The organism is Streptomyces olivaceoviridis (genome assembly GCF_014650115.1).
GTDB lineage: Bacteria > Actinomycetota > Actinomycetes > Streptomycetales > Streptomycetaceae > Streptomyces > Streptomyces olivaceoviridis.
On sequence record NZ_BMUI01000025.1, the window covers coordinates 24151 to 45574 of the forward strand.

Consider the following 21424-nt stretch of genomic DNA (forward strand, 5'->3'; position numbering starts at 1 on the left):
AGCCCGTGGCCACAGCGCCCACCCGTTTCCGGCACGCCCGGATGTACCTCACCTTCCGCTGCAACTCCCGCTGCGGATACTGCAACGTATGGCAGGACCCCGTCTTCGACGGGCACCAGGAACTGACGTCCGACGGGCTGCGCCGCTGCCTGGACGAACTCGCGGAACTGGGCGTCACCTACCTCGACATCACCGGTGGCGAGCCGTCCCTGCACCGCGAACTGGTCACGGCGGTACGGCACGCCCGCGATCTGGGCATGACCGTGGAACTCACGACGAACGCCATCCGGTTCGCCCCGCGGGCGGCCGAGGTCGCACCGCTCGTGGACACGCTCAACATCTCGCTGGACACGCTCAGCGCCGAGCGCTACCACCGCATCCGGGGTACGGACACGCTCGACCGCACCCTCGCCCTGGTGGAGGGGCTCCGGGCCGACGGGGCGGACAACCTCAAGCTGATCTGCGTGGTGACCGACCAGAACGTGGCGGAGTTGGACGGCCTCGTCGCCTACGCCCAGCGGCACCGGGTCCCGGTCTACCTGGCCCCCATGTTCAGCTACTTCGCCGCGCAGAGCGATGTGCGCCCGCCCGGCGCGGTCCGGACGCTCAAGCTGGCAGCCGTCAACGGGCGCAGCGGTACGGCCGCCGTGGCCGAGGTGCCGGCCCGGGTTCCGTCGTCGCCACTGCCGCACCGGGTCGCGGAGCAGCGGTACGCGCCGTACACGGTGGTGGACCTGGCCTTCCTGCACCATCTGCGGACGCTCGACCCGGCGACCGTGACCGCCTGCGGGGCCAACTCGCGGATCCTCACCATCGGTCCGGACGGCCGGGTCATGCTGCCCTGCTACCACGAGTGGGACGCCTCGCTCGCCTGGGAACGGCCGTACCGGGAACTGGTGCGCGACCCCGGGCTGGTCCGCGTGCGGGACGAGGAGGTGGGACAGCGCCCGGGCTGCCGCGGCTGCGCGGTCTTCCCCTACCTGGGGCTGCCCATGAGCCACCGGCTCACCACCCCGTTCCTGCTCCAGGCATTCTCCCGGGAACTGGACCGGCTCAAACCGTACGCGGCGGCCCTGACGCCCGAGCACCGGACGCGGCTGCTTCAACGGAGCGACGAGCTGCTCGCGGAGGTGGACCGGGCGTCCGCGCCGCTACGGCCCGGGGAACATCTCGACGAGCTGTACCACTTCGAGGCGGTGGACGGGCTCGTACGCACCGGGCTCGCGCAGGAGCCGATCGCGCTGGAGGAGCTGCTGGCCGACCACGCCCATGACGACTGCTGGCGGGTCCAGCGGACCCCGCACCGGATCGTCCGGCTCCTCTACGCCGAGATCCTGCCCGCACTCGCCGCCCAGGGACCGGACACGGCCGCGCTCACCGCGGACGTGCTGGACGTCCACCTGGACTGCTGGCGTGTCCTGCTCGCGCTGCTATCGGGGGGCGGCACTCCGGAGACCGGGGCACGACAGCGGCTGGCGCACTGGTGCGCCCGGGCCGGAGCGGTGCTCCGCGGCCGGAGCGCGGCGGCGGCGCTGGCCCTGCTGGCCTCGTTCAGCACGCTGCCCGCCGCGGACATCGCCTCATGGGGCTCGCCGCGCGGACACGCGGAGGAGCCGTTGACCGTCAAGCTGCTGCGCTCCCTGACGAGCCAGGCCCGCCGCGCGGAACTGGCGTCCCTGTTCTCGGCGGAGTTCGTCCCCGCCCTCACCGGTGAGCCGCTGCCCGCAGCGGCACCGGCCGCGGGTCCGGTGGCGGCCCCGGAGGACGCGCGCGCCGGCCGAGGACTCGATCGGTTCGTCGCCGCGCTGCGCGACGCGGACACCGACGCCCTCCGCACGGCGCTGCGGCGCTGGAAGGCGGCGGCCGATCCGGTGACGGCCGCGGACATCGAGCGGCGCCTGCTCCTCGCCGAACTCGGGGCCGGTGTCCTGTGAGCCCCCGACGCCGTCACTCGCCCCGTCCCCCACGACCGGCCCGTCCCCGCCGCATTCCCGGCGGCCACCTCCCAACGGAGCGACCATGACGACTTCGTCCCTTCCGTCCGGCTACGACGTGGTCATCCTCGGTGGCGGGGTGGCCGGTTGCGTACTGGCGGCCCGCCTCAGCGAGGACCCCGGCCGGTCCGTGTGCCTCGTCGAGGCGGGCCCCGACTACGGCCCCGAGCAGCGGAACTGGCCCGAGAAGGTCCTGAACGCCCGGGCCCTGCCCCGCGACGACGTATGGGAGCGGCACACCGCGTTCTACCGCATCCGGGCCCGGATCCTGGGCGGCTCGTCCTGCATCAACGGCGCCTGGAACACGTGGGGGTCGCACGCGGACCACGCGGAATGGGCACACGCCGGGGGTGAGCGGTGGTCGGCGGACGCACTGGAACCGTACCGGCTGCGGGCCGTGGAGCGCATGGGGCTGCACGCCGTCCCCGACGCCGAACTCTCCGTCTGGGCCTCGGCCGCCCTGGCGGCGGCGCGCGAACTCGGGTACCGGGAAGTGGACATGGGAGCTCCCGGGTCGCCCGGGTACGGCAGGCCGCTGCTCAACGCCGTCGAGGGGACGCGCCGGAACGCCGCCTTCGCCTACCTGGACCCGCCGACCCGGTCGCGGCCGAACCTGACGGTCCTCGACAACGCCCTGGTGGACCGGCTCTCGGTCCTGGCAGGCCGGGTGACCGGCGTGCACATCGTCCTGGGCGGGGCACCGGTGATCCTGGAAGCCGACACGTACGTACTGGCGTCCGGTACCTTCGGCTCCCCCGCGGTGCTGCTGCGCAGCGGCATCGGTCCCGCCGCGCACCTGAAGGAGAACGGCATCCGCTGCGAGGTGGATCTGCCGGGTGTCGGCGCCAACCTGTCCGACCAGCCCGGTGTCTTCGTGCCCCTGGTGCCCACGGACCGCCTGAACCGGGAGCTGGCGGCCAAGGAGTCGGCCGGGGAACTGTACGTCAGCCGCGTGCTGGTCCGGGCGGCCAGCCGGTACTGCCCGGACGGGGCGTGGGACCTGCACCTGCTGCCCACGGCCGGACCCCCGCTGTTCGGCAAGCTTCCGCCCGGGCAGTACGAGGCGGGCATCTCCGCGTTCCTGATGAAGCCGGTCTCGCGCGGACACGTCCGGCTCCGCTCGGCGGATCCTCTGGAGCCCCCCGAGATCGACCCCGCCTTCCTGACCGATCCGGCCGGCCGGGACGTCGCCGTGGTCCGGGCGGGGCTGGAGAAGGCCGGGGAACTGGCCGCGGCCATGCAGCCGCTGGCCCACCCTGCGGACGGCACACCGGTCCACGCACTCCCCGACGCCGACCTGCGGGCACGGGTGGGCACCTACTGGCACCCGGTGGGGACCTGCGCCATGGGGCCGGCGGACGATCCGCTGTCGGTGGTCGACGGGCAGGGTGCCGTGCACGGCGTGGCGGGGCTGCGTGTCGCCGACGCCTCCGTCCTGCCGACCGTGCCCGCCGCCAACACACAACTGCCGGTCCTGGCCGCCGCCGAGATGCTCGCCGACGTCCTTCGCTCCTGACCGGCCTTCCACCGACCGCACTCACCACGGAGACGACCATGGCGGCAGAGACGGACATACGCGCGCACAAGCTGGTGTACGGCTGTATGGGACTCGGCGGCGGCTGGGACACCAGCCCCTGCACACCCGAGGACATCCACCGGGCCGAGGCCGCGGTCGAGGCCGCGCTGGCCGCCGGCATCACGGCCTTCGACCATGCCGACATCTACCGGTACGGCAAGTCGGAGGCCGTGTTCGGCGAGGTACTCGCCCGCAGCCCCGGGCTGCGGCAGCGCATCGTCGTACAGACCAAGTGCGGTATCCGGTTGCCCGACGGTGACCGGCCCGGACACTACGACCTGCGGGGGGACAGCATCGTACGGCGAGTGGAGGAGAGCCTCGTGCGGCTGCGCACGGACTTCCTGGACGTCCTCCTCCTGCACCGGCCCGACCCTCTCGCCGATCCGCGGGAGGTCGGCGCCGCACTGAGTTCCCTGCACGCCCAGGGACTGGTCCGGCAGTTCGGTGTCTCCAACATGAACGGCCCGCAGATCGCCTCCCTGCGGGCCCACTTGGACGTCCCGCTGGTCGTCAACCAGCTGGAGATGAGTCTGGACCGGCGCGACTGGGTGGAGTCGGGCGTCCTGTTCAACACGGCGGACGCGGCGCGCAACGGCTTCGCGCCCGGCACGCTGGAGTGGTGCGCGGCCAACGGCGTCCGGCTCCAGGCGTGGAGCCCCCTGGCCGGGGGGCGCCTGATGTCCGACAAGGACACGCGGGTGTACCGGCTCGTCGGCGAACTCGCCCGGCGCAAGGGCACCACGCCGGAGAGCATCCTGCTCTGGTGGCTGCAACGCCATCCGGCGGGCATCGCCCCGGTCGTCGGCACCACGCGCCCCGAGCGCATCAGCGCCTGCGCGGACGCGGTACGCCGCCAACCGGACCTCACCCACGAAGAGTGGTACGCGCTGTGGGTCGCCGCACGCGGCGTCCCCCTGCCCTGAAGCAGATCACCACCGAGGAGGACGAGGGTGTGCCGCGCGCGAGCAGCGGGTCCCGCCAGAGGTCGCGGCGATGAGCCGCACAGGCCCGGTCCGCGGTTCCACGGGATGTGCGGGGGCATCAGGAAGGCTGTGTCGGTTCAGCTCTCGTCCCGGGTTGTCCTGGGCCGACGCATGCCGTGGCGGTGTGTCGACGTGGGTGGGAGGTACGGGCCTTGTTCGAAGGCTTTGAGACCAGGCGGGTCCAGCTCGATGAAGCATCGGTTCTCGTTCGCTACGGCGGGGAAGGACCGCCAGTGGTGCTGCTGCACGGCCACCCCCGGACATCCGCGACCTGGCATCGCGTCGCCCCGCTCCTCGTCCGGCGCGGTTTCACCGTGGTCTGTCCCGATCTCCGGGGGTACGGCCGGTCCACCGGCCCGGCGCCTACCACGGACCACGCGGGCTACTCCAAGCGGGCCGTCGCTGGTGACGTGGTCGAGATGATGCGCTCCCTCGGCCACGCCCGGTTCGCGCTCGCCGGGCACGACCGCGGAGGCGGTGTCGCGCTGCGTCTCGCACTCGATCATCCCGACGCGGTCTCGCGGGTGGCGCTGATCGACTGTCTGCCCCTCACCGAGCACCTGTCCCGCATCACGGCCGAGTTCGCCACGCAGTGGTGGCACTGGTTCTTCTTCGCCCAGCCGGACATCCCCGAGCGGGTCATCAACGCCGATCCGGACAGCTGGTACCGCGGGGACCCCCGGAGCATGGGACAGGAGAACCATGACGAGTGGCGCGCGGCCACGAGGAACCCCGACGTGGTGCGGGCGATGCTGGAGGACTACCGGGCCGGTCTCACCATCGACCGGCGGCACGAGGAGGACGACCGCGCCGCCGGGACACGGATCCAGTGCCCGGCGCTGATCCTCTGGTCGCTCCGGGACGACCTTGAGGCCCTGTACGGGAACCCGGTGCGGATCTGGCGTCAGTGGGCACCGGACGTACGCGGCCACGGCATCGACTCCGGGCATCACGTAGCCGAAGAGGCTCCACAGGCGCTCGCGTCTTCCCTGGCGGACTTCTTCACCGGACGATCCGAGTGAGAAACCTCTGGGCCGCCTCCCGCCCGGGGTGCCGGTCCACCCGGCGTTGAGGCGGTGGCGCGTCCGCGCCGGTCGGGGCTCAGAAGTCGTCCGCGCCGTTGCGGAGTTCCGGGGTCCAGTAGCCGGTGAGGGCCTTCGCCGGGTCGACGGCGATGCCGCCGCTGCCGGGCGCGGTGACGGCGATGACCGTGGAGTCGCCCTCCAGCATGACGGAGAACGCGGACACGGGTTCGTTCGCCTCGTCGACCCCGCCGTCCGACAGCTTCACCAGGGCGTAGGCCGGGGCACCGGCCGCCAGCACCACGGGGGTGGCCGGCTTGCTCTTGGCCACGGCCGGGACGTCCTGCTTGTGGCTCTCCAGGAACTGGATGTGCGGGAAGCCCGTCAGCCGGCAGGAGCGCCCGGAGGTGTTCTTCGCGGTCAGGACGATGTGGGTGTAGGGCGGCCCGTCCTGCCTGGCGGCGGTGACGCGTACGTCCCCCGCGGTGCACACCGGTGTCGAGGCGGTCACCTGTCGGCCGGACGCGCCGGTCGAACCTGTGGAGGCATCGGTGGAACCGGCCGATTCCTTCGACCCCGCCGAGTCGGCCGATCCCGCCGAGCCGGCCGATCCCTTCACGTCGGAGGTGCCGGTGGCCGCCGGGGACGTCGCCGCCGTGGCCGCGGGGGCCGTCGCGGACGAGGACGTGGTGCCCGAGTCGCTCTGGCAGGCGGTGAGGGACAGCGTGAGAGCCGTGCCCGCGACGGCGAGCAGCAAGGAGGAGCGGCGGAAGGTGGTCATGGAGGGATCCCCCGTGTGGTGCGGGGCCGAGGCTCGGTGCCGTCGGCCGGTATCGGACTGCTTGCTTGGACTTTTCGGGTGGTCGGTCGCCCGTGCCCGGCGGGTGGCCGCAGGGCGGTCGGTACACGCTGCGGTTGGCCGGTGCCGCCGGCGCGTTCCGCGTCTGCCTTCAGTTGATCATTTGCGGTCACTCCCGCCCAGGCGGTTCTCCCGGCAGAAGTGATGTCGTCCATACTTCTGCCGGGGGGCTCGCATCCGGACGGGCCGGATGATCGGGGACTTCGACGGTGCGGGACGGCACGCCTTGCGCGGGGGAATTCGGGCAGCAGTTGCGGGATCTCCGGGTTCGCTCGGGGATGAGCCAGGAGGCTCTGTCGGATGCGGCCGGGGTGAGTGTCAGGGCGCTGGCCGACATGGAACGCGGGCGTACCCGGGGTCCCCAGCGCCGTACCGTGCAGGCGCTGGCCCAGGCACTGGGAGTGGACGAGGCCGGGGCGGCGCGCCTGGAGCGGTCCGCCGCCGCCGGCCGTCCGCGTCCCCGCGCGGCCACCGGTCCGGCGGGCTCCGGCACCCTGGCCCTGCCACGCGACATCCAGGACTTCACCGCGCGCGGTGACGCCCTGGCCCGGCTGGCGGAGCTGGTACCCGACGCCGGCGCGGGCCTTCCGGCGGTCACCGTGGTCGCCGGGCAACCCGGCCTGGGCAAGACCGCGTTCGCGGTGCACGCCGCGCACCGCCTGGCCCCGCACTTCCCGGACGGGCAGTTCGCCCTGGACCTGCACGGCATGGATGCCGAGCCGACCAGCCCGCGGGACGCGCTGGCCCGGCTGCTCGGCGCGGTCGGGGTCGCCGACGCGGCGATCCCCTCGGGCACCGACGACCGGGCCGGCCTGTGGCGGTCCCTGGCCGGCGAGCGGCGTCTGCTCCTGCTGCTGGACAACGCGGCCGGCGAGTTCCAGGTCGAGCCGCTGCTGCCGGGTACCGGTGCGTCCTTGACGATCGTCACCAGCCGTCAGGCGCTGGCGGGTCTGGGATCCGTCCACCGTACCGACCTGGCGCTGCTGCGGCGCGAGGAGACGGTGGAACTGCTGAGCCGCATCATCGGCCCGGACCGGGTCGGCGCCGAAGCACAGGCCGCACGTGATCTCGCCGACCTGTGCGGGCACCTGCCGTTGGCCGTGCGGATCGCCGGCCAACGGCTGCTGAGCCGGCCGCACGAACGCCTCGGCAAGCTCGTCGCCCGGCTCGCCACCGAGGCCCGCAGGCTGGACGGCCTCCAGGCCGGCAGCCTGCGGGTGCGTGCGGCCTTCGCGTTGTCCTACCGGCAACTGCCGCCCCGCTCGCAGACCTTGCTGCGCCGCGCCGCGCTGGCCGCCGGAACGGACTTCAGTCCCGAGACCGGCGCCCTCCTGGCCGGCCTGACCTGCGACGAGGCGGCCGTGTACGCGGAGGAACTGACCGACGCGGGGCTGCTCCAGAGCGATCCCGCCGGGGAGCGGTACCGCTTCCACGATCTGCTCAGGCTCTACGCCGCCGAGCAGATCGATGCCGAGGACGGCCCCGAGGTCCGGGATGCCGCCCTGGACCGGACCGCGCACTGGATGCTGCGCCGGGCCACCGCCGCCGCGCTGCACTTCGACGTCGACCACGAGCAGACCGCGTCGCGAAGCGACCCGGACCCGGACACAGCGCCCATCGGCCGGGAAGAGGCACGGGCCTGGCTGGAGGCCGAGCGGGCCGAGTGGCTCGCCGCACTGCGCCGGGCCCACGACACCGGCCGGCACCGGCAGGTCCTGGACGCGGCGCAGGCGATGCACTGGTTCTCCGATCTCAACCAGCACTGGGAGCAGTGGGTGGAGGTCTTCCGGCAGTCCGCCGACTCCGCCCGGGCGCTGGGCAGCAGGCAGGAGGAGGCCGTCCACCTCAACTACCTCGCCTGGGCCTACAACCTCTGTGTGCACGACCCGCGAGCCGGACTGACGGCCGCCGACAGTGCGCTGGCGGCAGCCCGCGAGTGCGGGGACGGGCTCCAGCAGGGCTGGGCACTCGGTTACGGCGCGGGCGCCCTGCACCGGCTGGGCCGGACGGAGGAAGCCCAGGAGCGCTTGCGGGACAGTGCCCGCTGCCTCGCCTCCCAGGAATCCCCGCAGGGCCGGCTGGCCGAGCTGACGACCCTGAACAGCCTCGGCACCCTGCTGCGCCAGGCCGGCCGGGCGGCCGAGGCTCTGGAGATCCACCGCCGCAGCGAGCGGATCTGCCGGGCGGGGATACCGGGCCGCACCATCGAGGTGGTCGGGCTGTATCACGCGGTCGCCCGGCAGCAGATCGGCAACGACCTGGCGGCCCTGGGACGCTGGCACGAGGCCGAGGCGCCGTTGCGGCAGGCCCTCGCCGCCTTCGACGCCGCACAGATGCCGGCCTGGTCGGAGCAGGCCCGGCTCGATCTGGGGCGGGTACTCGGCGCCACCGGGCATCCCGAGGCCCGCACCACGCTCCTCGCCGCCCGCGACGCCCTGGTCGCGCTGCGCAACCCGCGGCAGGTCGAGGCCGCCGAGGCACTCGCCGCACTCGACGCGAACGGCACCCGCACCGCCTGACCCGGCGGCGGTGCGGGCCACCCGCCAGGCCGGCCCCGGTGGCACCCTGCGCCCGTCCGATCTGGAACGCGCCGGGCGTCCCGGCGGGAGTCGCCTCAGCCGGGCTGCCGACCTCACGACCGTTGACGTACAGGTGCGCGCGGCCCGTCTCGGCGTCGTACAGCCCGAGCAGATGGGCCCACTCTCCGGTCTCGGGTGCGCCGCCGGACACCGTCGCGTCCCCGATCGTGAACGAGCAGGCGGGCCCGCTGTCCGGGGTGCGCAGCCCGAGGGTGAAGCCGGGCCGCGCGTCCACGTCCTGGCTGGCGACGGTCATGGCCCGGCTGCTCACCGCGGGGCGCGCCCAGGCTCGTACCGCGAAGGACTCACTGGTGTCGGCGACCGCGGCGTCCGGGGTGAGGAAGCCGTGGGCGCAGCCGTCGAGACGCAGGGGGGCGGTGATCCCGGTCCCGAGCGCCGAGCTGATCGCGCGCGAGACCGGATTCGGCACCGAGGCCGCGATGCGTGAGTCGTTCCTTCGAGTTCTTCAGGTCGCGCCTCTCCAGAACCGGCGCCGATTCGCGTGAGGGTCTTCTCTGACCGCAAGTGATGGCGTCCGCTGGGTGCTGACGGTGCCCGCCTGCTTCACCGACTACCAGAAGACCATTTCAGGCCATTTCATTTGGGGGGGCCGCGGTAGCAGATGAGGTGGCTGCAAGTGCGGTGAAGGCCAGGACATGGTCGGGCTTGGGCTCGTGGTGACGGCGTGGGCACCGGCATCCCGCGAGCCGAGCCAGGCGCTGGCGCGTTCGACGACCCAGCGATGGGCGTCGCGGCCCGCGGCGTGAGCGGATCGGTGGGATGCCTGGCACGTTGGTTCCACGGACAGCCCGACGTGACGGCCGGCGGCACCATCCGCTCGGCCGACTCGCTCGACACGTGACCAGAACGCCGCAAGTCACACCAAACGAAGTGAGTTGTCAACGGTGCCGTTCACGCAGACATCACGCTGTGCCCCAGATCACATGTCAGGGCGTGAACCTCTTCTGGCGGTCCGTCAGTAGTGAGAGACGAGGGTGACTCGCTGGTACGCACCCGCCTGACGAAGGGATGTCTTGTGAGGATCGACGCTGGGACCGACCGCCTGATGGGTGCGACGGTCACGGAGTTACACCTGGGCAGCGCCTCGGAGGCGGAGGTGGCAGAGCTCAGGGAGGCGGTGTACAGCAACCGCATCTTGCTGATAAAGGACCAGCATCTGGCCCCCAAGGAGTTAGTGGAACTGGGCAGGGCTCTGGGCACCATAGAGGTGTATTACGAGCCGATGTACCACCATCCAGAACACCCCGAGATATTCGTGTCCGGCACAAAACCGGGTGAGAGTTTCGAAGGGGTACCGCAGACCGGCAAGTTCTGGCACGCGGACTACTCCTTCATGGCCAATCCCTTCGGTATAACGATGACCTCTCCGCAGATCGTTCCGAAGGGAAATCGCGGGACCTACTACATCGACATGGCGAAAGCGTTCGCGGCGCTGCCGGAGAAACTCAAGGAGCTGCTCCGCGGCACCAGGGTCGAGCATAGTCCCCGGCGATATTTCAAGATCCGCCCATCTGATGTGTACCGGCCCATGCACGAGCTCCAGGCGGAGATCGAAGAGATCACGCCGGCGGTGTTCCACCCGACCGTCTTCCGGCATCCCGTGACGGGGGAGGAGGTCCTCTACGTCAGCGAGGCGGCCTCTTTCGGCTTCGTCGACGAGGACGGGCGGCGGCTGGCACCGGAGATCCTGCACGAGGTGCTGGAACGGACCGGGCAGCTCGACCAGACCTTCACCCACCCGAACATCCACCTCCAGACCTTCACCGAAGGCGACCTGCTGGTCTGGGACAACCGCGCTCTCGTGCACCGCGCCCTGCACAGCCCCAAGCCCGAACCGGCCCAGTCGTACCGGGTCACGGTGCACGACCAGCACCCCTTCTTCGGAGCCGGCACGTGACTCACGGGGCCCAGACCGACCAGGAACTGCTGGCACGCGTACTGAAGCCGTACCGCCCGAACAGCCGGTACCTGATCGAGGCGCATGTGGCCGAGAAGCCGGACATGGCCGTCGCGGTGGGACGGTTCGAGATTCCCGAGTCGTGTTACATCGACGACACCGGACACTTCAACGCGGTCGAGTTCAACATCTGCTACAACCAGCTCGGCTACTACCTGATCGCGAAGTGCGTAGCCGACGGCATCTTCCCGGAGTTCTCGGCATGGTCGCTCGCCGATTTCTGGGAGCGCCAGTTGTCGGATGTGCTGATCCAGCAGATGAGCAGCCGGTTCAAGCGAATGATCGATCCCCGCTCGTTCGAAGGTGAGGTCGTCTTCCACAAGCCGGTCGTTTCCGAGCGCCCGGGGCGGCCCGCGATCATGCGGATGGAAACGGAATGCACTTTCCGTGACGTCGGCAGCGGATACGCGGAGGGTGAGGTGACCCTCGCCTTCACCAGGCTGATCCGGTCGGAGGGCCGGACGGAAGCGGCAGGGGAGGGCGTCCGTGCGGAGTAGCACCAGGTCGGTCGAACTGCTGGAGCTGGTTCGGTCCACGGTGGCTGACGTGCTGGGGTACGCCTCCTCGGAGGACGTCGACCCGGACGTGCCGTTCCAGGACCAGGGCGTCGGCTCGCTTCTGGGGGTGGAGGTGCGTGAGCGCCTCTCCGACGCGATCGGTGTCACCCTGCCTTCCACGGTCGTCTTCGACGCACCCACTCCGCAGGCGGCGGCTCTCTACCTGGAGCGCCTGCTGGATCCGGAGGCGGGTGAGGAGCAGTCGGTGGACGGGGGGCGGACGGCCATCGACGACGACCCCGTGGTCATCGTCGGTATGGCGTGCCGGCTCCCTGGCGGGATCGCGTCTCCCGAGGACTACTGGAGGATGCTCGCGGACGGCCGGGAAGGGATCGGACCGCTTCCCGCCGACCGTGGCTGGGACATCGACGGGGTGTACGACCCCGACCCCGCGGTACCAGGCACCATGTACGTGCGCGGTGGGGGGTTCCTCGACCGCGCCAAGGCGTTCGACGCCGCGTTCTTCGGCATCTCACCCCGTGAAGCGCTGGCGATGGACCCGCAGCAGCGACTGCTGCTGGAGACGTCGTGGGAAGCCGTGGAACGGGCCGGCATCGCGCCGGACACGCTCTCGGGCACCGAGACCGGCGTGTTCATCGGCACCTACGACTCCCAGTACTCCACTCTCCTGGCGCCTGTCTTCGACCAGGTCGAGGGCCACCACAGCACGGGCACGCTCATCGGGGTCGCGGCCGGCCGCACGGCCTACTCCCTGGGACTGCAAGGGCCCACGATGTCCGTCGACACGGCCTGTTCGTCGTCGCTGGTCTCCCTGCACCTGGCCCGCCGGGCCCTGCTGAACGGTGAGTGCGACGTGGCGCTGGCCGGCGGCGTGACGATCATGGCCGAACTCACCCCGCACATCGAGTTCTGTCGTGAACAGGCGTTGTCCCCCGACGGCCGCTGCCGCTCGTTCGGGCAGGACGCCGACGGGTTCGGTCCGTCCGAGGGCGTCGGCGTACTGGTCCTGCAACGCATGTCGGACGCGAAGCGCTCGGCGCGCCGGATACTCGCCGTGATACGTGGTTCGGCCGTCAACCAGGACGGCGCCTCCAACGGGCTGTCCGCTCCCAACGGCACGGCCCAGCGGCGACTGATCCGCAAGGCGCTCAAGGACGCCGGCCTGACCGTCACCGATGTCGATGTCATCGAGGCGCACGGCACCGGCACCCCGCTCGGCGACCCGATCGAGGCGCACGCGCTGCTCGCCACGTACGGGCAGCGGCCCGCCGACCAGCCCGTACTGCTCGGTTCCGCCAAGTCCAACATCGGCCACACCCAAGCGGCGGCCGGTGTCGCAGGTGTCATCAAGGCCGTCCTGTCGATGCGGCACGGTGTGGTGCCCAGGACACTGCACGCCGCGCAGCCCTCCAGCGCGATCGACTGGTCGGCCGGTGCCGTGCACCTGGTCGACGAGGCGCAGCCCTGGCCCGATCGCGGGCACCCGCGCCGGGTGGGCGTGTCGGCCTTCGGGGTGAGCGGCACCAACGCCCACGTCATCCTGGAGCAGGCCCCCGCCCGCGGTACGGCGCCTTCGGCCTCGCCGGGCGCCGACGGACCGGCTGTCTGGACGTTCGCCGCCAAGACCTCGTCGGCCCTGCGCGCCTACGCCGAACGCCTGCGTGAGCTGGCGGACGACTCACCCGACCTCGCGGCGGTCGGACGGGCGCTGCGGGCAAGCCGTACCGCGTTCGGGGAACGCGCCGTCGTATTCGGGGCCGACCGCGCCGAGTTGGTGCGGGGCCTCGCCGCGGTGGCGGCCGGGGCCCCGGCGGGCCGGGCCGTGGTGGGTACGGCACGGCACGGTGCGGACCCGGTGTTCGTCTTCCCGGGGCAGGGATCGCAGTGGGCGGGGATGGGCCGGACGCTGCTGACGGAGTCCTCCGTGTTCGCCGAGTGGATCGAGAGGTGTGAGGCGGCGTTCCGCCCGTACGCGGACTGGTCGTTGACCGAGGCGCTGCGTGACGGCACCGGTCTGGACCGGGTGGACGTCGTGCAGCCGGCGTTGTTCGCCGTACTGGTCGGGCTGGCCCGGCTCTGGCAGCACCACGGGGTGCGGCCGGGTGCCGTGGTCGGGCACTCGCAGGGCGAGATCGCGGCGGCGTACGTGGCCGGTGCGCTGTCTCTCGACGACGCGGCACGGGCGGTGACCCTGCGCGCGAAGGCCATCAGCACGCTCGCCGGCCGGGGCGGCATGGCGGCGGTGATGTCGAGCCGCACGGAGACCGAGGAGCGGCTGCGTCCCTACGGCGACACACTGTCGCTGGCCGCCGTGAACGGTCCGGCCGCCATGGTGGTCTCCGGCGACGCGTCCGCACTGGACACCTTCCTCGCGGAAGCCGACAGCGACGGTGTCTGGGCCCGCCGCGTACCGGTGGACTACGCGTCGCACTCGGCGTCCGTCGACACCGTCGAAACGGCGGTCCGCGAAGCGCTCGCGCCGATACGCCCTCGTAGCACCGATGTGCCCTTCTGCTCCACCGTGTCGGGTGATGTCGTGGACGCGGCCGGACTCGACGCCGACTACTGGTACCGGAACCTGCGGCAGACCGTACGGTTCGAGGCGGCGGTACGCGCCCTGCGGACCCGGGGGCACCGCACGTTCATCGAGATGAGCCCCCATCCCGTCCTGACCAACGCGCTGCATCAGATCGACGAAGAGGCGCTGGTGCTGCACTCGCTGCACCGCGAGCGGCCGTCGCTGGCCGACTTCCTGGTGCAGGTGGGCGCGGCCTATGCCGGCGGCGTCCAGGTCGACTGGGAAACGCTCCTGCCGCCGGGTGGGTCCGTGCACACGGACCTGCCGACCTACCCCTTCGACCGGCGGGAGTACTGGCCGGCCGCCTCCGCACCCAGGACCTTGCTGGGCCCTCCGCTGACGCACGCGGGGTCGGGCGAGACGCTGCTGAGCGGCAGTGTCGGCCTGGACAGCCACCCCTGGCTGGCCGACCACGCGGTGGGGGACCTGGTGCTGTTCCCGGGTACGGGCTTCGTCGATCTGGCGCTCCAGGGGGCGCGGGCGGCAGGGGCCTGTGGCGTGGACGAGTTCACCATCGAGGCGCCGTTGATCCTCTCCGACACCGTGCGCCGCGACCTCCAAGTGGTCGTCGGGACGGGCCGGGCGGATGCGGTGAACATCTACTCGCGCCCGGCCGGTGCCGGGTGGGACCAGCCGTGGACCCGCCACGCCTCCGGGACACTGGCGGACACTCCCGGCGTCGTCACGGCGCCCGCGGTCAGCCGGCCGCCGGCCGGGGCGGAGCCCTTGGACCTGCCGGCCCTCTACGCCGACGCCGAGCGGCGGCAGTACCGGTACGGGCCGGCCTTCCGACGGATTTCCGCCGCCTGGCGCACCGGGGACGGCGTCTACGCCGATGTGACGCTCGACCCGGCCCAGGCGCACGAGGCGGCGCACCACATCCTGCATCCGGCCCTCCTCGACGCGTGTCTGCACCCGATGGCCGTGGCGCTCGACGGGACGGCGGGCCCGAGCCTTCCCTTCCTCTGGCACGGAGTCAGGGTGCACCGGCCGGGTGCCGCCCAGCTCCACGTACGGCTGCGACGGGTGGCCGACGACGAGGTGACGCTCACCGCGACCGACCCGCAGGGGAACACAGTGCTGTCGGTCGAACGGCTGCTGGTCCGGCCGGTCACCGTGGACCAGCTGATGCGGGACACCGATGCCGCCCGCGAGGGGCTGTTCCAGGTGTCCTGGAAACCGGTGGCCGTACGGCCGTCCCGCAGCGAGCCCCGGGTCCTCGACCTGGGCACGACGGGGCTGGACGAGCTGCGCGCGTCACTCGCGGAAGGCGCCCCGGCGCCCGAAGCCGTGGTGGTCATGTGTCCCGCCGCCGACGGACCGCCCGCCGAGGCGGGCGAACACGTCACCGCCAGTGTCCTGGCATGCCTCCAGGAGTGGCTGGAGCGGGACGAACTCATCGGCTCAAGGCTGGTGTTGGTGACGCGTGATGCCGTCGCCGCGGTGGACGGCGATCCGCTCACCGGGCTGTCGCAGGCACCCGTCTGGGGCCTGGTCCGCAGCGCCCAGGCCGAATATCCGGACCGGGGTCTGGTGCTGCTCGACCTGGACGACGAGACGCCGCCCGGCGACGTGCTCGGCACGGCCGCCACCGCCGACCACCCCCAACTGGTCGCACGCCAAGGCGTCCTGCTGGCACCACGGCTGGCCCGCGCGGGCGCGGGAGAAGAGGTCCCGGACCTGACGGACGGCACCGTCGTGATCAGCGGGGGGCTCGGCACCCTGGGCTCGCTGGTGGGCGCCCACCTCGTCCGTACCTACGGCGTCCGTCATCTGCTGCTCCTCGGCCGGCGTGTCGGTGACGGCGGCCAGGCGGTCGTCGGGGAGCTGACCCGGCTCGGCGCCGAGGTGACCGTCGCGGCTTGCGACGTCTCCGACCGCGACGCCCTCGCCGCCGTCCTCGCCGATGTCACCCCTCCGCTCGTGGGGGTCGTGCACGCCGCCGGCGTACTGGACGACGCGCTGCTGCGCGACCAGGACGAGGAGCGTCTCGGACGGGTCATGGCAGCCAAGGCACGAGGTGCCTGGAACCTGCACGAAATCGCGGGCGACGTCCCCTTGTTCGTGTTGTTCTCGTCCGCCTCGGGTGTGCTCGGCTCGCCCGGCCAGGCCAACTACGCCGCGGCCAACACGTTCCTGGACGCCCTGGCGGCGCGACGCCGGGCCGAGGGCCTCAGCGCCCACTGTCTCGCCTGGGGTTTCTGGGAGGAGGCGAGCGGCATGACCGGCCACCTCGACGAGAGTCACGTGCGGAGGATGCGCAGGCTCGGAGTGGTCCCGATGTCCACTCCGTACGGTCTCGCCCTGTTCGACGCGGCCCTGGGCGCGGACTGCGGCGCGCTCGTCACGGCGCGCCTGGACCTGGCGGGTGTGCTGGAACAGACGATGCCCGTGATGTTCGAAGGCCTGGTCCGCCGGTCGACGGCCGGGCCCGGTGCCGCCCCGGCCACACCGCGTGTGGAGCTGGCCGGCGTGGCACCGGAACGACGTCAGTCCGTCGCTCTTGAGCTGGTCCGGACCACGATCGCCCAGGTGCTCGGTTATGAGAGCGTCGAGGAGGTGCCGGTCGAACGGGGCCTGCGCGAGCTGGGCGTCGACTCCCTGACCGGTATCCAGCTGCGCAACCAGCTGAACGCCGCGACCGGTGCGCGTCTGCCCGTCACCATCGTCTTCGACCATCCGAGCCCGGCGGAGCTGGCGGAGGGACTACTGGAGGCGCTGGGGCTCGCCGAGGTGCCGCCGGCACCGGAACCCGTCCGCGCGTCCGTCCCGGAGTTCTCGACGGACGAGGAGCTGTTCGCGTTCCTCGACCGCGAGCCGCGGGAGGCAGCGGATGGCAGGTGAGAACGAGCTCCGCGACTATCTGCGGCGGGCCGTGGCCGAACTGCATGAGGCGCGGGAGATGATCCGGGCCAGGACCGAGCCCGTCGTCATCGTCGGCGGCAGTTGCCGGTTACCCGGAGATGTCACGAGCGTCGAGTCGCTGTGGACGATGGTGACCGACGAGCGTGACGCCGTCTCGACGCCGCCCGCCGACCGGGGCTGGGACCGCGGCGAGGCGGAGCCGACCGGAGCGTTCCTCTCCGACGTCACCGCCTTCGACGCGGAGTTCTTCGGCCTGACGGAGCGGGAGGCGGCGCTGCTCGACCCCCAGCACCGGCTGCTGCTGGAGACCTCCTGGGAGGCACTCACCAGGTCGGGTTTCGACCCGCCCGCGCTGCGCCGCAGCCGCACCGGGGTGTTCACCGGCCTGATGTACGGCGACTACTACCACAGCATGCGGGACCGAGTGCCGGACAGCGAGCGAAGCACCCTCATGCTCGGCAGCTCGACCAGTCTCGCCGCCGGTCGCCTCGCGTACTCGTACGGGTTCCACGGTCCTGCCCTCACCGTGGACACCGCGTGCTCGTCCGGGCTGGTGGCGCTGCACCAGGCGATTTCGGCTCTGCGCAACGGCGAATGCGACCTCGCACTGGTGACCGCCGCTTCGGTGGCGTCCTCGCCGGTCGTCTTCGACTTCTCACGGTCCCAGGGCTTGCTTTCGAGCGACGGACGGTGCCGGTCGTTCGCGGCCGACGCCGATGGCTGGGGGCTCGGCGAGGGCGTGGCGGTACTGGTGCTGCAACGCCTCTCCGACCACGAACGGACGGAGCTGCCGGGGCTCGCGATCGTGCGTGGTTCGGCGGTCAACCAGGTAGGCCGGGGTCCGGCCCTGACGCAGCCCACCACGGCGTCGCAGCGGCAGGTCATCGAGGCGGCGCTGGGCCGCGCTGGTCTCCGTGCCGCCGACGTCGACGTGGTGGAGGGGCATGGCACCGGTACGCCGCTGGGTGATGCCGTCGAGGTGCGGGCGCTGGGTGCGGCGTACGGCGCCCGCCGCCCTGCCGACAGGCCGCTCCTCCTCGGTTCGGTCAAGTCCAACATCGGGCACACGCAGGCACCGGGAGGGATCGCGGGCATCATGAAGACGGCGCTCGCGATGCGGCACGGTGTGGTGCCCAGGTCGCTGCACGCGGACAAGCCCTCCGAACTGGTCGACTGGCAGGCGGCGAACGTCCGGCTGGTCGACGCGGCCACCGAGTGGCCCGAGCGGGACGGCCCGCGCCGGGCGGGTGTGTCGTCGTTCGGCATCAGCGGTACGAACGCCCACGTGATCCTCGAACAGCCGGCTCCCGAGGTCGCCGCCCGCGCCGGTGGGCAGCCCGATCCGGTCTTCCGCCGGCGGCGCCACTGGCCCGAGCGGCGCGGGACGGGAGACCAGTGATGACGACCGGTGGAAGCGGCCTCACACCGGCCGGCCCGTTCACATCCCGAGACGACGGAGAAATGATGGACAGTCTGGACCGGGTGCTGGCCCGGCACGCTGTGAGCCGTCCGGACCAGATCGCCTACGTCTGTGACGGGCGCCGTGTCACCTTCGGTGAACTGCGTACGGCGAGCGACACGTGGGCGCGGGCTCTGCACACGTACGGTGTGGGCGTCGGCGCGCGTGTCGCCTATCTCGGCAAGGACTCCGTCGACTTCGTCGTGCTGCTGTACGCCTGCGCGAAGGCAGGCATCGTCCTCGTCCCCGTCAACTGGCGGCTGGCACCAGCCGAGCGGGCCTATCTGCTGAACCACTCGGAAGCTGAACTGCTGTTCATCGAGGACGAGTTCATCGACGCCGAGAGCAGGACACCTGTCGCGGACCGGCCGCTGCCCATGGTGATCCTGACCAGCACGCCGCAGGACGACGACAGTGCCCGGCCGAAGGACGCGGTCCTTCTCGGGCACTGGCTGCGCGACGCGCCCGACACGACAGGCGGTACCCGCGCGCACCGTTCCGACGCGGACACACCCGTGGTGCAGATGTACACCAGCGGCACGACCGGATTTCCCAAAGGGGTGGTACTGGCCCACCGTTCCTTCTTCGCCGTCCGGGAGGCGCTCGACCGGTCCGGTCTGGACTGGATCGACTGGCGGCCGGACGACGTCAGTCTCGTGTGCGCGCCCGCTTCGCACATCGGTGGCCTGTGGTGGACCGTGCAGGGGGTCAACGCCGGCGTCACCAGCCTGGCGATGCGCGTGTTCGGCAGCCGAGAGGCCGTGGAACTCATGGAGGGGTACGGCGTCACCACGATGTGCCTCGCCCCGGCCATGCTCACCATGCTGCTGCGGGAGCCCGAACGGTCGGACGCCACCTTCCGCCGTCTGCGCAAGGTCGTCTACGGCGGCTCCCCCATTCCCGAGGTTCTGCTGCGCCGCTGCATGGAGACGATGGACTGCGAGTTCGTGCAGATCTACGGGCTGACCGAGACCGGCAACACGGCCGTGTGCCTCCCGCCCGCCGATCACCTGCGGGACACCGCCCTGCTCCAGGCCGCGGGGCGGCCCTACCCGGGGGTCGGTCTGAGGATCGTGGACGACGACGGCGCGGAACTCCCCGCGGGTGAGGTCGGCGAGGTCTGCGTGCGGTCACCCGCGCAGATGGTCGAGTACTGGCGCGCGCCGGACGCGACCGACGAGACGGTGGTCGACGGCTGGGTCCGTACGGGCGATGCCGGGTATCTCGACGGGGACGGCTACCTCTACATCTCGGACCGCTTCAAGGACATGATCATCAGGGCGGGCGAGAACATATTCCCGGCGGAGATCGAGGGTGCGCTGGCCGCCCATCCCGCCGTCGCCGACTGCGCCGTCGTCGGCATACCCGACGAGCGCTGGGGCGAGGCGGTGCTCGCGTTCGTCGTGCCGGGCGCGGGCGCGGCGCCCTCACCTCGGGAGCTGAGGACCTTCTTGAGGGAGCGGATCGCTGACTACAAGGTCCCCACGGCCTTCCGAGTGGTGGAGGACCTCCCCCGGAGTGCCATCGGCAAAGTGCTCCGGCGCACCCTGCGCGCACCGTTCTGGGCCGGCCGGAGCCGGCACGTCAACTAGAAGGACTCGATATGACCGACGCCACGACAGGCCGGGCCGGACTCGACGAAGAGTTCGAGCCGGTGTTCCAGCCCTACACCGCCAAGGCGGACAGTCCCTGGCAGGAACTGGCCGTGGACCGTGCCCGCTGTCCCGTCGCCCACTCGCGGCATTTGAATGCCGTGCAGATCACCTCCTACAGCGGGGTGAAAGAACTGCTGCTGAAACACGAGGAGTTCACCGGTACCTACAGCACCCTGTGGCCGCTGGAACAACCCCTGGCGGTCGACAACCAGGTCTTCTCCTCGGCCGATCCGCCCCGGCACACCCGGCAGCGCAAGCTGTTCATCAAGGCGATGTCGGCCTCGCGTATCGGTACTCTTCGCACGTTCAGTGAGGAACTGGCGAACCGCCTCGTCGACGACATCATCGGCGCAGGCGAGTGTTTCGACCTGGCTTCCGCGTACGCGCGCCGCATAACCGAGGGCCACATCGCCGAACTCCTCGGGCTGCCCGAAAGCGAACGCGAGCGTTTCCTCTATCTGTCCGGCCTCTTCGAGCTCAGCACGGCGGACCCCGCAAGCCATTCGTACCAAGCCGAGATGCGGGAGTGGCAGGACACCCTCGCCCGCATGGTGCGCGAGCGGCGCCAGGCCGGCCCGGACAGCGATGACCTGATCACCCAGCTGTGTTTCGCCGAGCACGAGGGGGACCGGCTGGCGGAGGGCGAGGTGGCATCACTCATCCGCGCCATGATCCGGGCCGGCAACACCTCGACGGCGGCGGCGATCGTCAACACCGTGCACGCTCTGGAGGCACACCCACAGCAGAAGGCCCGCTACCTTTCCGACATCGACCGGCTCACGCTGCCCCTGGTGCACGAGGGGTTGCGCTACGACGGTCCGGTCCTCGGCCTGTGGCGCAGGTGCAAACGGGACACCACCATCCAGGACCGTCCCGTCCGGGCCGGCGAGCGAGTCTTCACCGTGCACACCGCCGCCAATCACGACCCGGCCGTGTTCGAGCAGTCGGAGGAGTTCGTCATCGACCGCGACTGGTCACGGCTTCCCTCCCACCTGGCCTTCGGTTACGGGATCCACCACTGCATCGGTATGAACCTGGCGCTGCTCGAATGTGAGGTCGCCCTGTCGACGCTCTACAAGAGGCTGCCGGGTCTGCGGCTGCGCCCGGGCTTCGTCGCGCCCCAGGCCCCGGGGCCGGTGGTCCGTAACTGGCTCAGCCTGGAGATGGAGTACGACCGCGAGGCGCTTGAGGGAGCCACTGTATGAGTAAGCGTCAGATCTCGGGAGAGTCAGGTGTGCTGTCCGTCGACCACACGTTGTGCAGTGGCACCGGACACTGTGTGGACAGACTCCCGCAGTTGTTCACCATCGAACATGGCCGGGCCTGGCTGGCAGACGCAGCAGCCCTGAGCACCGTGG

General features: G+C 71.5%; 12 protein-coding genes and 2 pseudogenes. 11 read left to right on the forward strand and 3 right to left on the reverse strand.

The annotated features are described in order from the left end of the window. Positions 1-5: 5 nt before the first annotated feature. From IE273_RS33800 to IE273_RS33815, 4 genes are all read left to right on the forward strand, one after another. On the forward strand, positions 6-1934 hold the full coding sequence (locus IE273_RS33800) for a radical SAM protein (RefSeq protein ID WP_189818943.1): 1929 nt from the start codon (positions 6-8) through the stop codon (positions 1932-1934). Positions 1935-2019: 85 nt separating this feature from the next. Continuing rightward, positions 2020-3510 carry a GMC family oxidoreductase gene (locus IE273_RS33805; RefSeq protein WP_189818944.1) on the forward strand — a complete coding sequence of 497 codons (1491 nt, stop codon included), beginning with the start codon at positions 2020-2022 and terminating at the stop codon, positions 3508-3510. 38 nt (positions 3511-3548) lie between these two features. After that, positions 3549-4493: an aldo/keto reductase gene (locus IE273_RS33810; protein WP_189818945.1), complete on the forward strand. Its 945-nt coding sequence runs from the start codon at positions 3549-3551 to the stop codon at positions 4491-4493. A 212-nt stretch (positions 4494-4705) separates the two neighbouring features. Beyond that, positions 4706-5575, forward strand: a complete 870-nt coding sequence (locus tag IE273_RS33815; protein WP_189818946.1) for an alpha/beta fold hydrolase — start codon at positions 4706-4708, stop codon at positions 5573-5575. A gap of 79 nt (positions 5576-5654) precedes the next feature. Here IE273_RS33815 and IE273_RS33820 read toward each other — a convergent pair whose 3' ends face one another. After that, the gene (locus IE273_RS33820; RefSeq protein ID WP_189818947.1) at positions 5655-6356 is read right to left on the reverse strand and encodes a DUF4232 domain-containing protein; all 702 of its coding nucleotides are present in this window, start codon (positions 6354-6356) and stop codon (positions 5655-5657) included. A 287-nt stretch (positions 6357-6643) separates the two neighbouring features. On the opposite strand from IE273_RS33820, the gene IE273_RS33825 reads away from it, so the two are divergent. Next, on the forward strand, positions 6644-8953 hold the full coding sequence (locus IE273_RS33825; RefSeq protein WP_189818948.1) for an ATP-binding protein: 2310 nt from the start codon (positions 6644-6646) through the stop codon (positions 8951-8953). Between the two features lie 100 nt (positions 8954-9053). On the opposite strand, the pseudogene IE273_RS33830 reads toward IE273_RS33825, so the two are convergent. Together IE273_RS33830 and IE273_RS44025 are read right to left on the reverse strand one after the other, a co-directional pair. Continuing rightward, positions 9054-9443, reverse strand: a pseudogene (locus tag IE273_RS33830) (LamG-like jellyroll fold domain-containing protein); the annotation flags it as partial. Between the two features lie 157 nt (positions 9444-9600). After that, positions 9601-9804 (reverse strand): annotated as a pseudogene (locus IE273_RS44025) (hypothetical protein); the annotation flags it as partial. Positions 9805-10049: 245 nt separating this feature from the next. Between IE273_RS44025 and scoE the strand changes: the two are divergent. The 6 genes from scoE (at position 10050) to IE273_RS33865 (ending at position 21271) form a co-directional block, all read left to right on the forward strand. After that, positions 10050-10931, forward strand: coding sequence for a (3R)-3-[(carboxymethyl)amino]fatty acid oxygenase/decarboxylase (gene scoE, locus IE273_RS33840; RefSeq protein WP_308437077.1), 882 nt, complete (start codon positions 10050-10052; stop codon positions 10929-10931). Continuing rightward, a complete protein-coding gene (locus IE273_RS33845) occupies positions 10928-11488 on the forward strand; it encodes an FcoT family thioesterase (RefSeq protein ID WP_189818950.1) in 561 nt (186 codons plus the stop codon). Before scoE ends, IE273_RS33845 begins: the two co-directional genes overlap by 4 nt. After that, positions 11478-16931 (forward strand): type I polyketide synthase, encoded by a 5454-nt coding sequence (locus tag IE273_RS44775; RefSeq protein WP_189818951.1) that lies wholly within the window; start codon positions 11478-11480, stop codon positions 16929-16931. The genes IE273_RS33845 and IE273_RS44775 overlap by 11 nt, the downstream gene beginning before the upstream one ends. Then, on the forward strand, positions 16921-18351 hold the full coding sequence (locus tag IE273_RS33855; protein ID WP_189818952.1) for a beta-ketoacyl synthase N-terminal-like domain-containing protein: 1431 nt from the start codon (positions 16921-16923) through the stop codon (positions 18349-18351). Before IE273_RS44775 ends, IE273_RS33855 begins: the two co-directional genes overlap by 11 nt. 62 nt (positions 18352-18413) lie before the next feature. After that, positions 18414-20003 carry a long-chain-fatty-acid--CoA ligase gene (locus tag IE273_RS33860; protein ID WP_189818953.1) on the forward strand — a complete coding sequence of 530 codons (1590 nt, stop codon included), beginning with the start codon at positions 18414-18416 and terminating at the stop codon, positions 20001-20003. A gap of 11 nt (positions 20004-20014) precedes the next feature. Continuing rightward, positions 20015-21271 carry a cytochrome P450 gene (locus tag IE273_RS33865; protein WP_189818954.1) on the forward strand — a complete coding sequence of 419 codons (1257 nt, stop codon included), beginning with the start codon at positions 20015-20017 and terminating at the stop codon, positions 21269-21271. The last annotated feature ends 153 nt before the right edge of the window (positions 21272-21424 follow it).

Excerpts from the sequence above, each read along its gene's own strand:
- IE273_RS33805 (WP_189818944.1), top strand. The coding sequence starts at position 2,020 with ATGACGACTTCGTCCCTTCCGTCCGGCTACGACGTGGTCATCCTCGGT.
- IE273_RS33810 (WP_189818945.1), top strand. The coding sequence starts at position 3,549 with ATGGCGGCAGAGACGGACATACGCGCGCACAAGCTGGTGTACGGCTGT.
- IE273_RS33820 (WP_189818947.1), bottom strand. The coding sequence starts at position 6,356 with ATGACCACCTTCCGCCGCTCCTCCTTGCTGCTCGCCGTCGCGGGCACG.
- IE273_RS33855 (WP_189818952.1), top strand. The coding sequence starts at position 16,921 with ATGGCAGGTGAGAACGAGCTCCGCGACTATCTGCGGCGGGCCGTGGCC.
- IE273_RS33860 (WP_189818953.1), top strand. The coding sequence starts at position 18,414 with ATGATGGACAGTCTGGACCGGGTGCTGGCCCGGCACGCTGTGAGCCGT.
- IE273_RS33865 (WP_189818954.1), top strand. The coding sequence starts at position 20,015 with ATGACCGACGCCACGACAGGCCGGGCCGGACTCGACGAAGAGTTCGAG.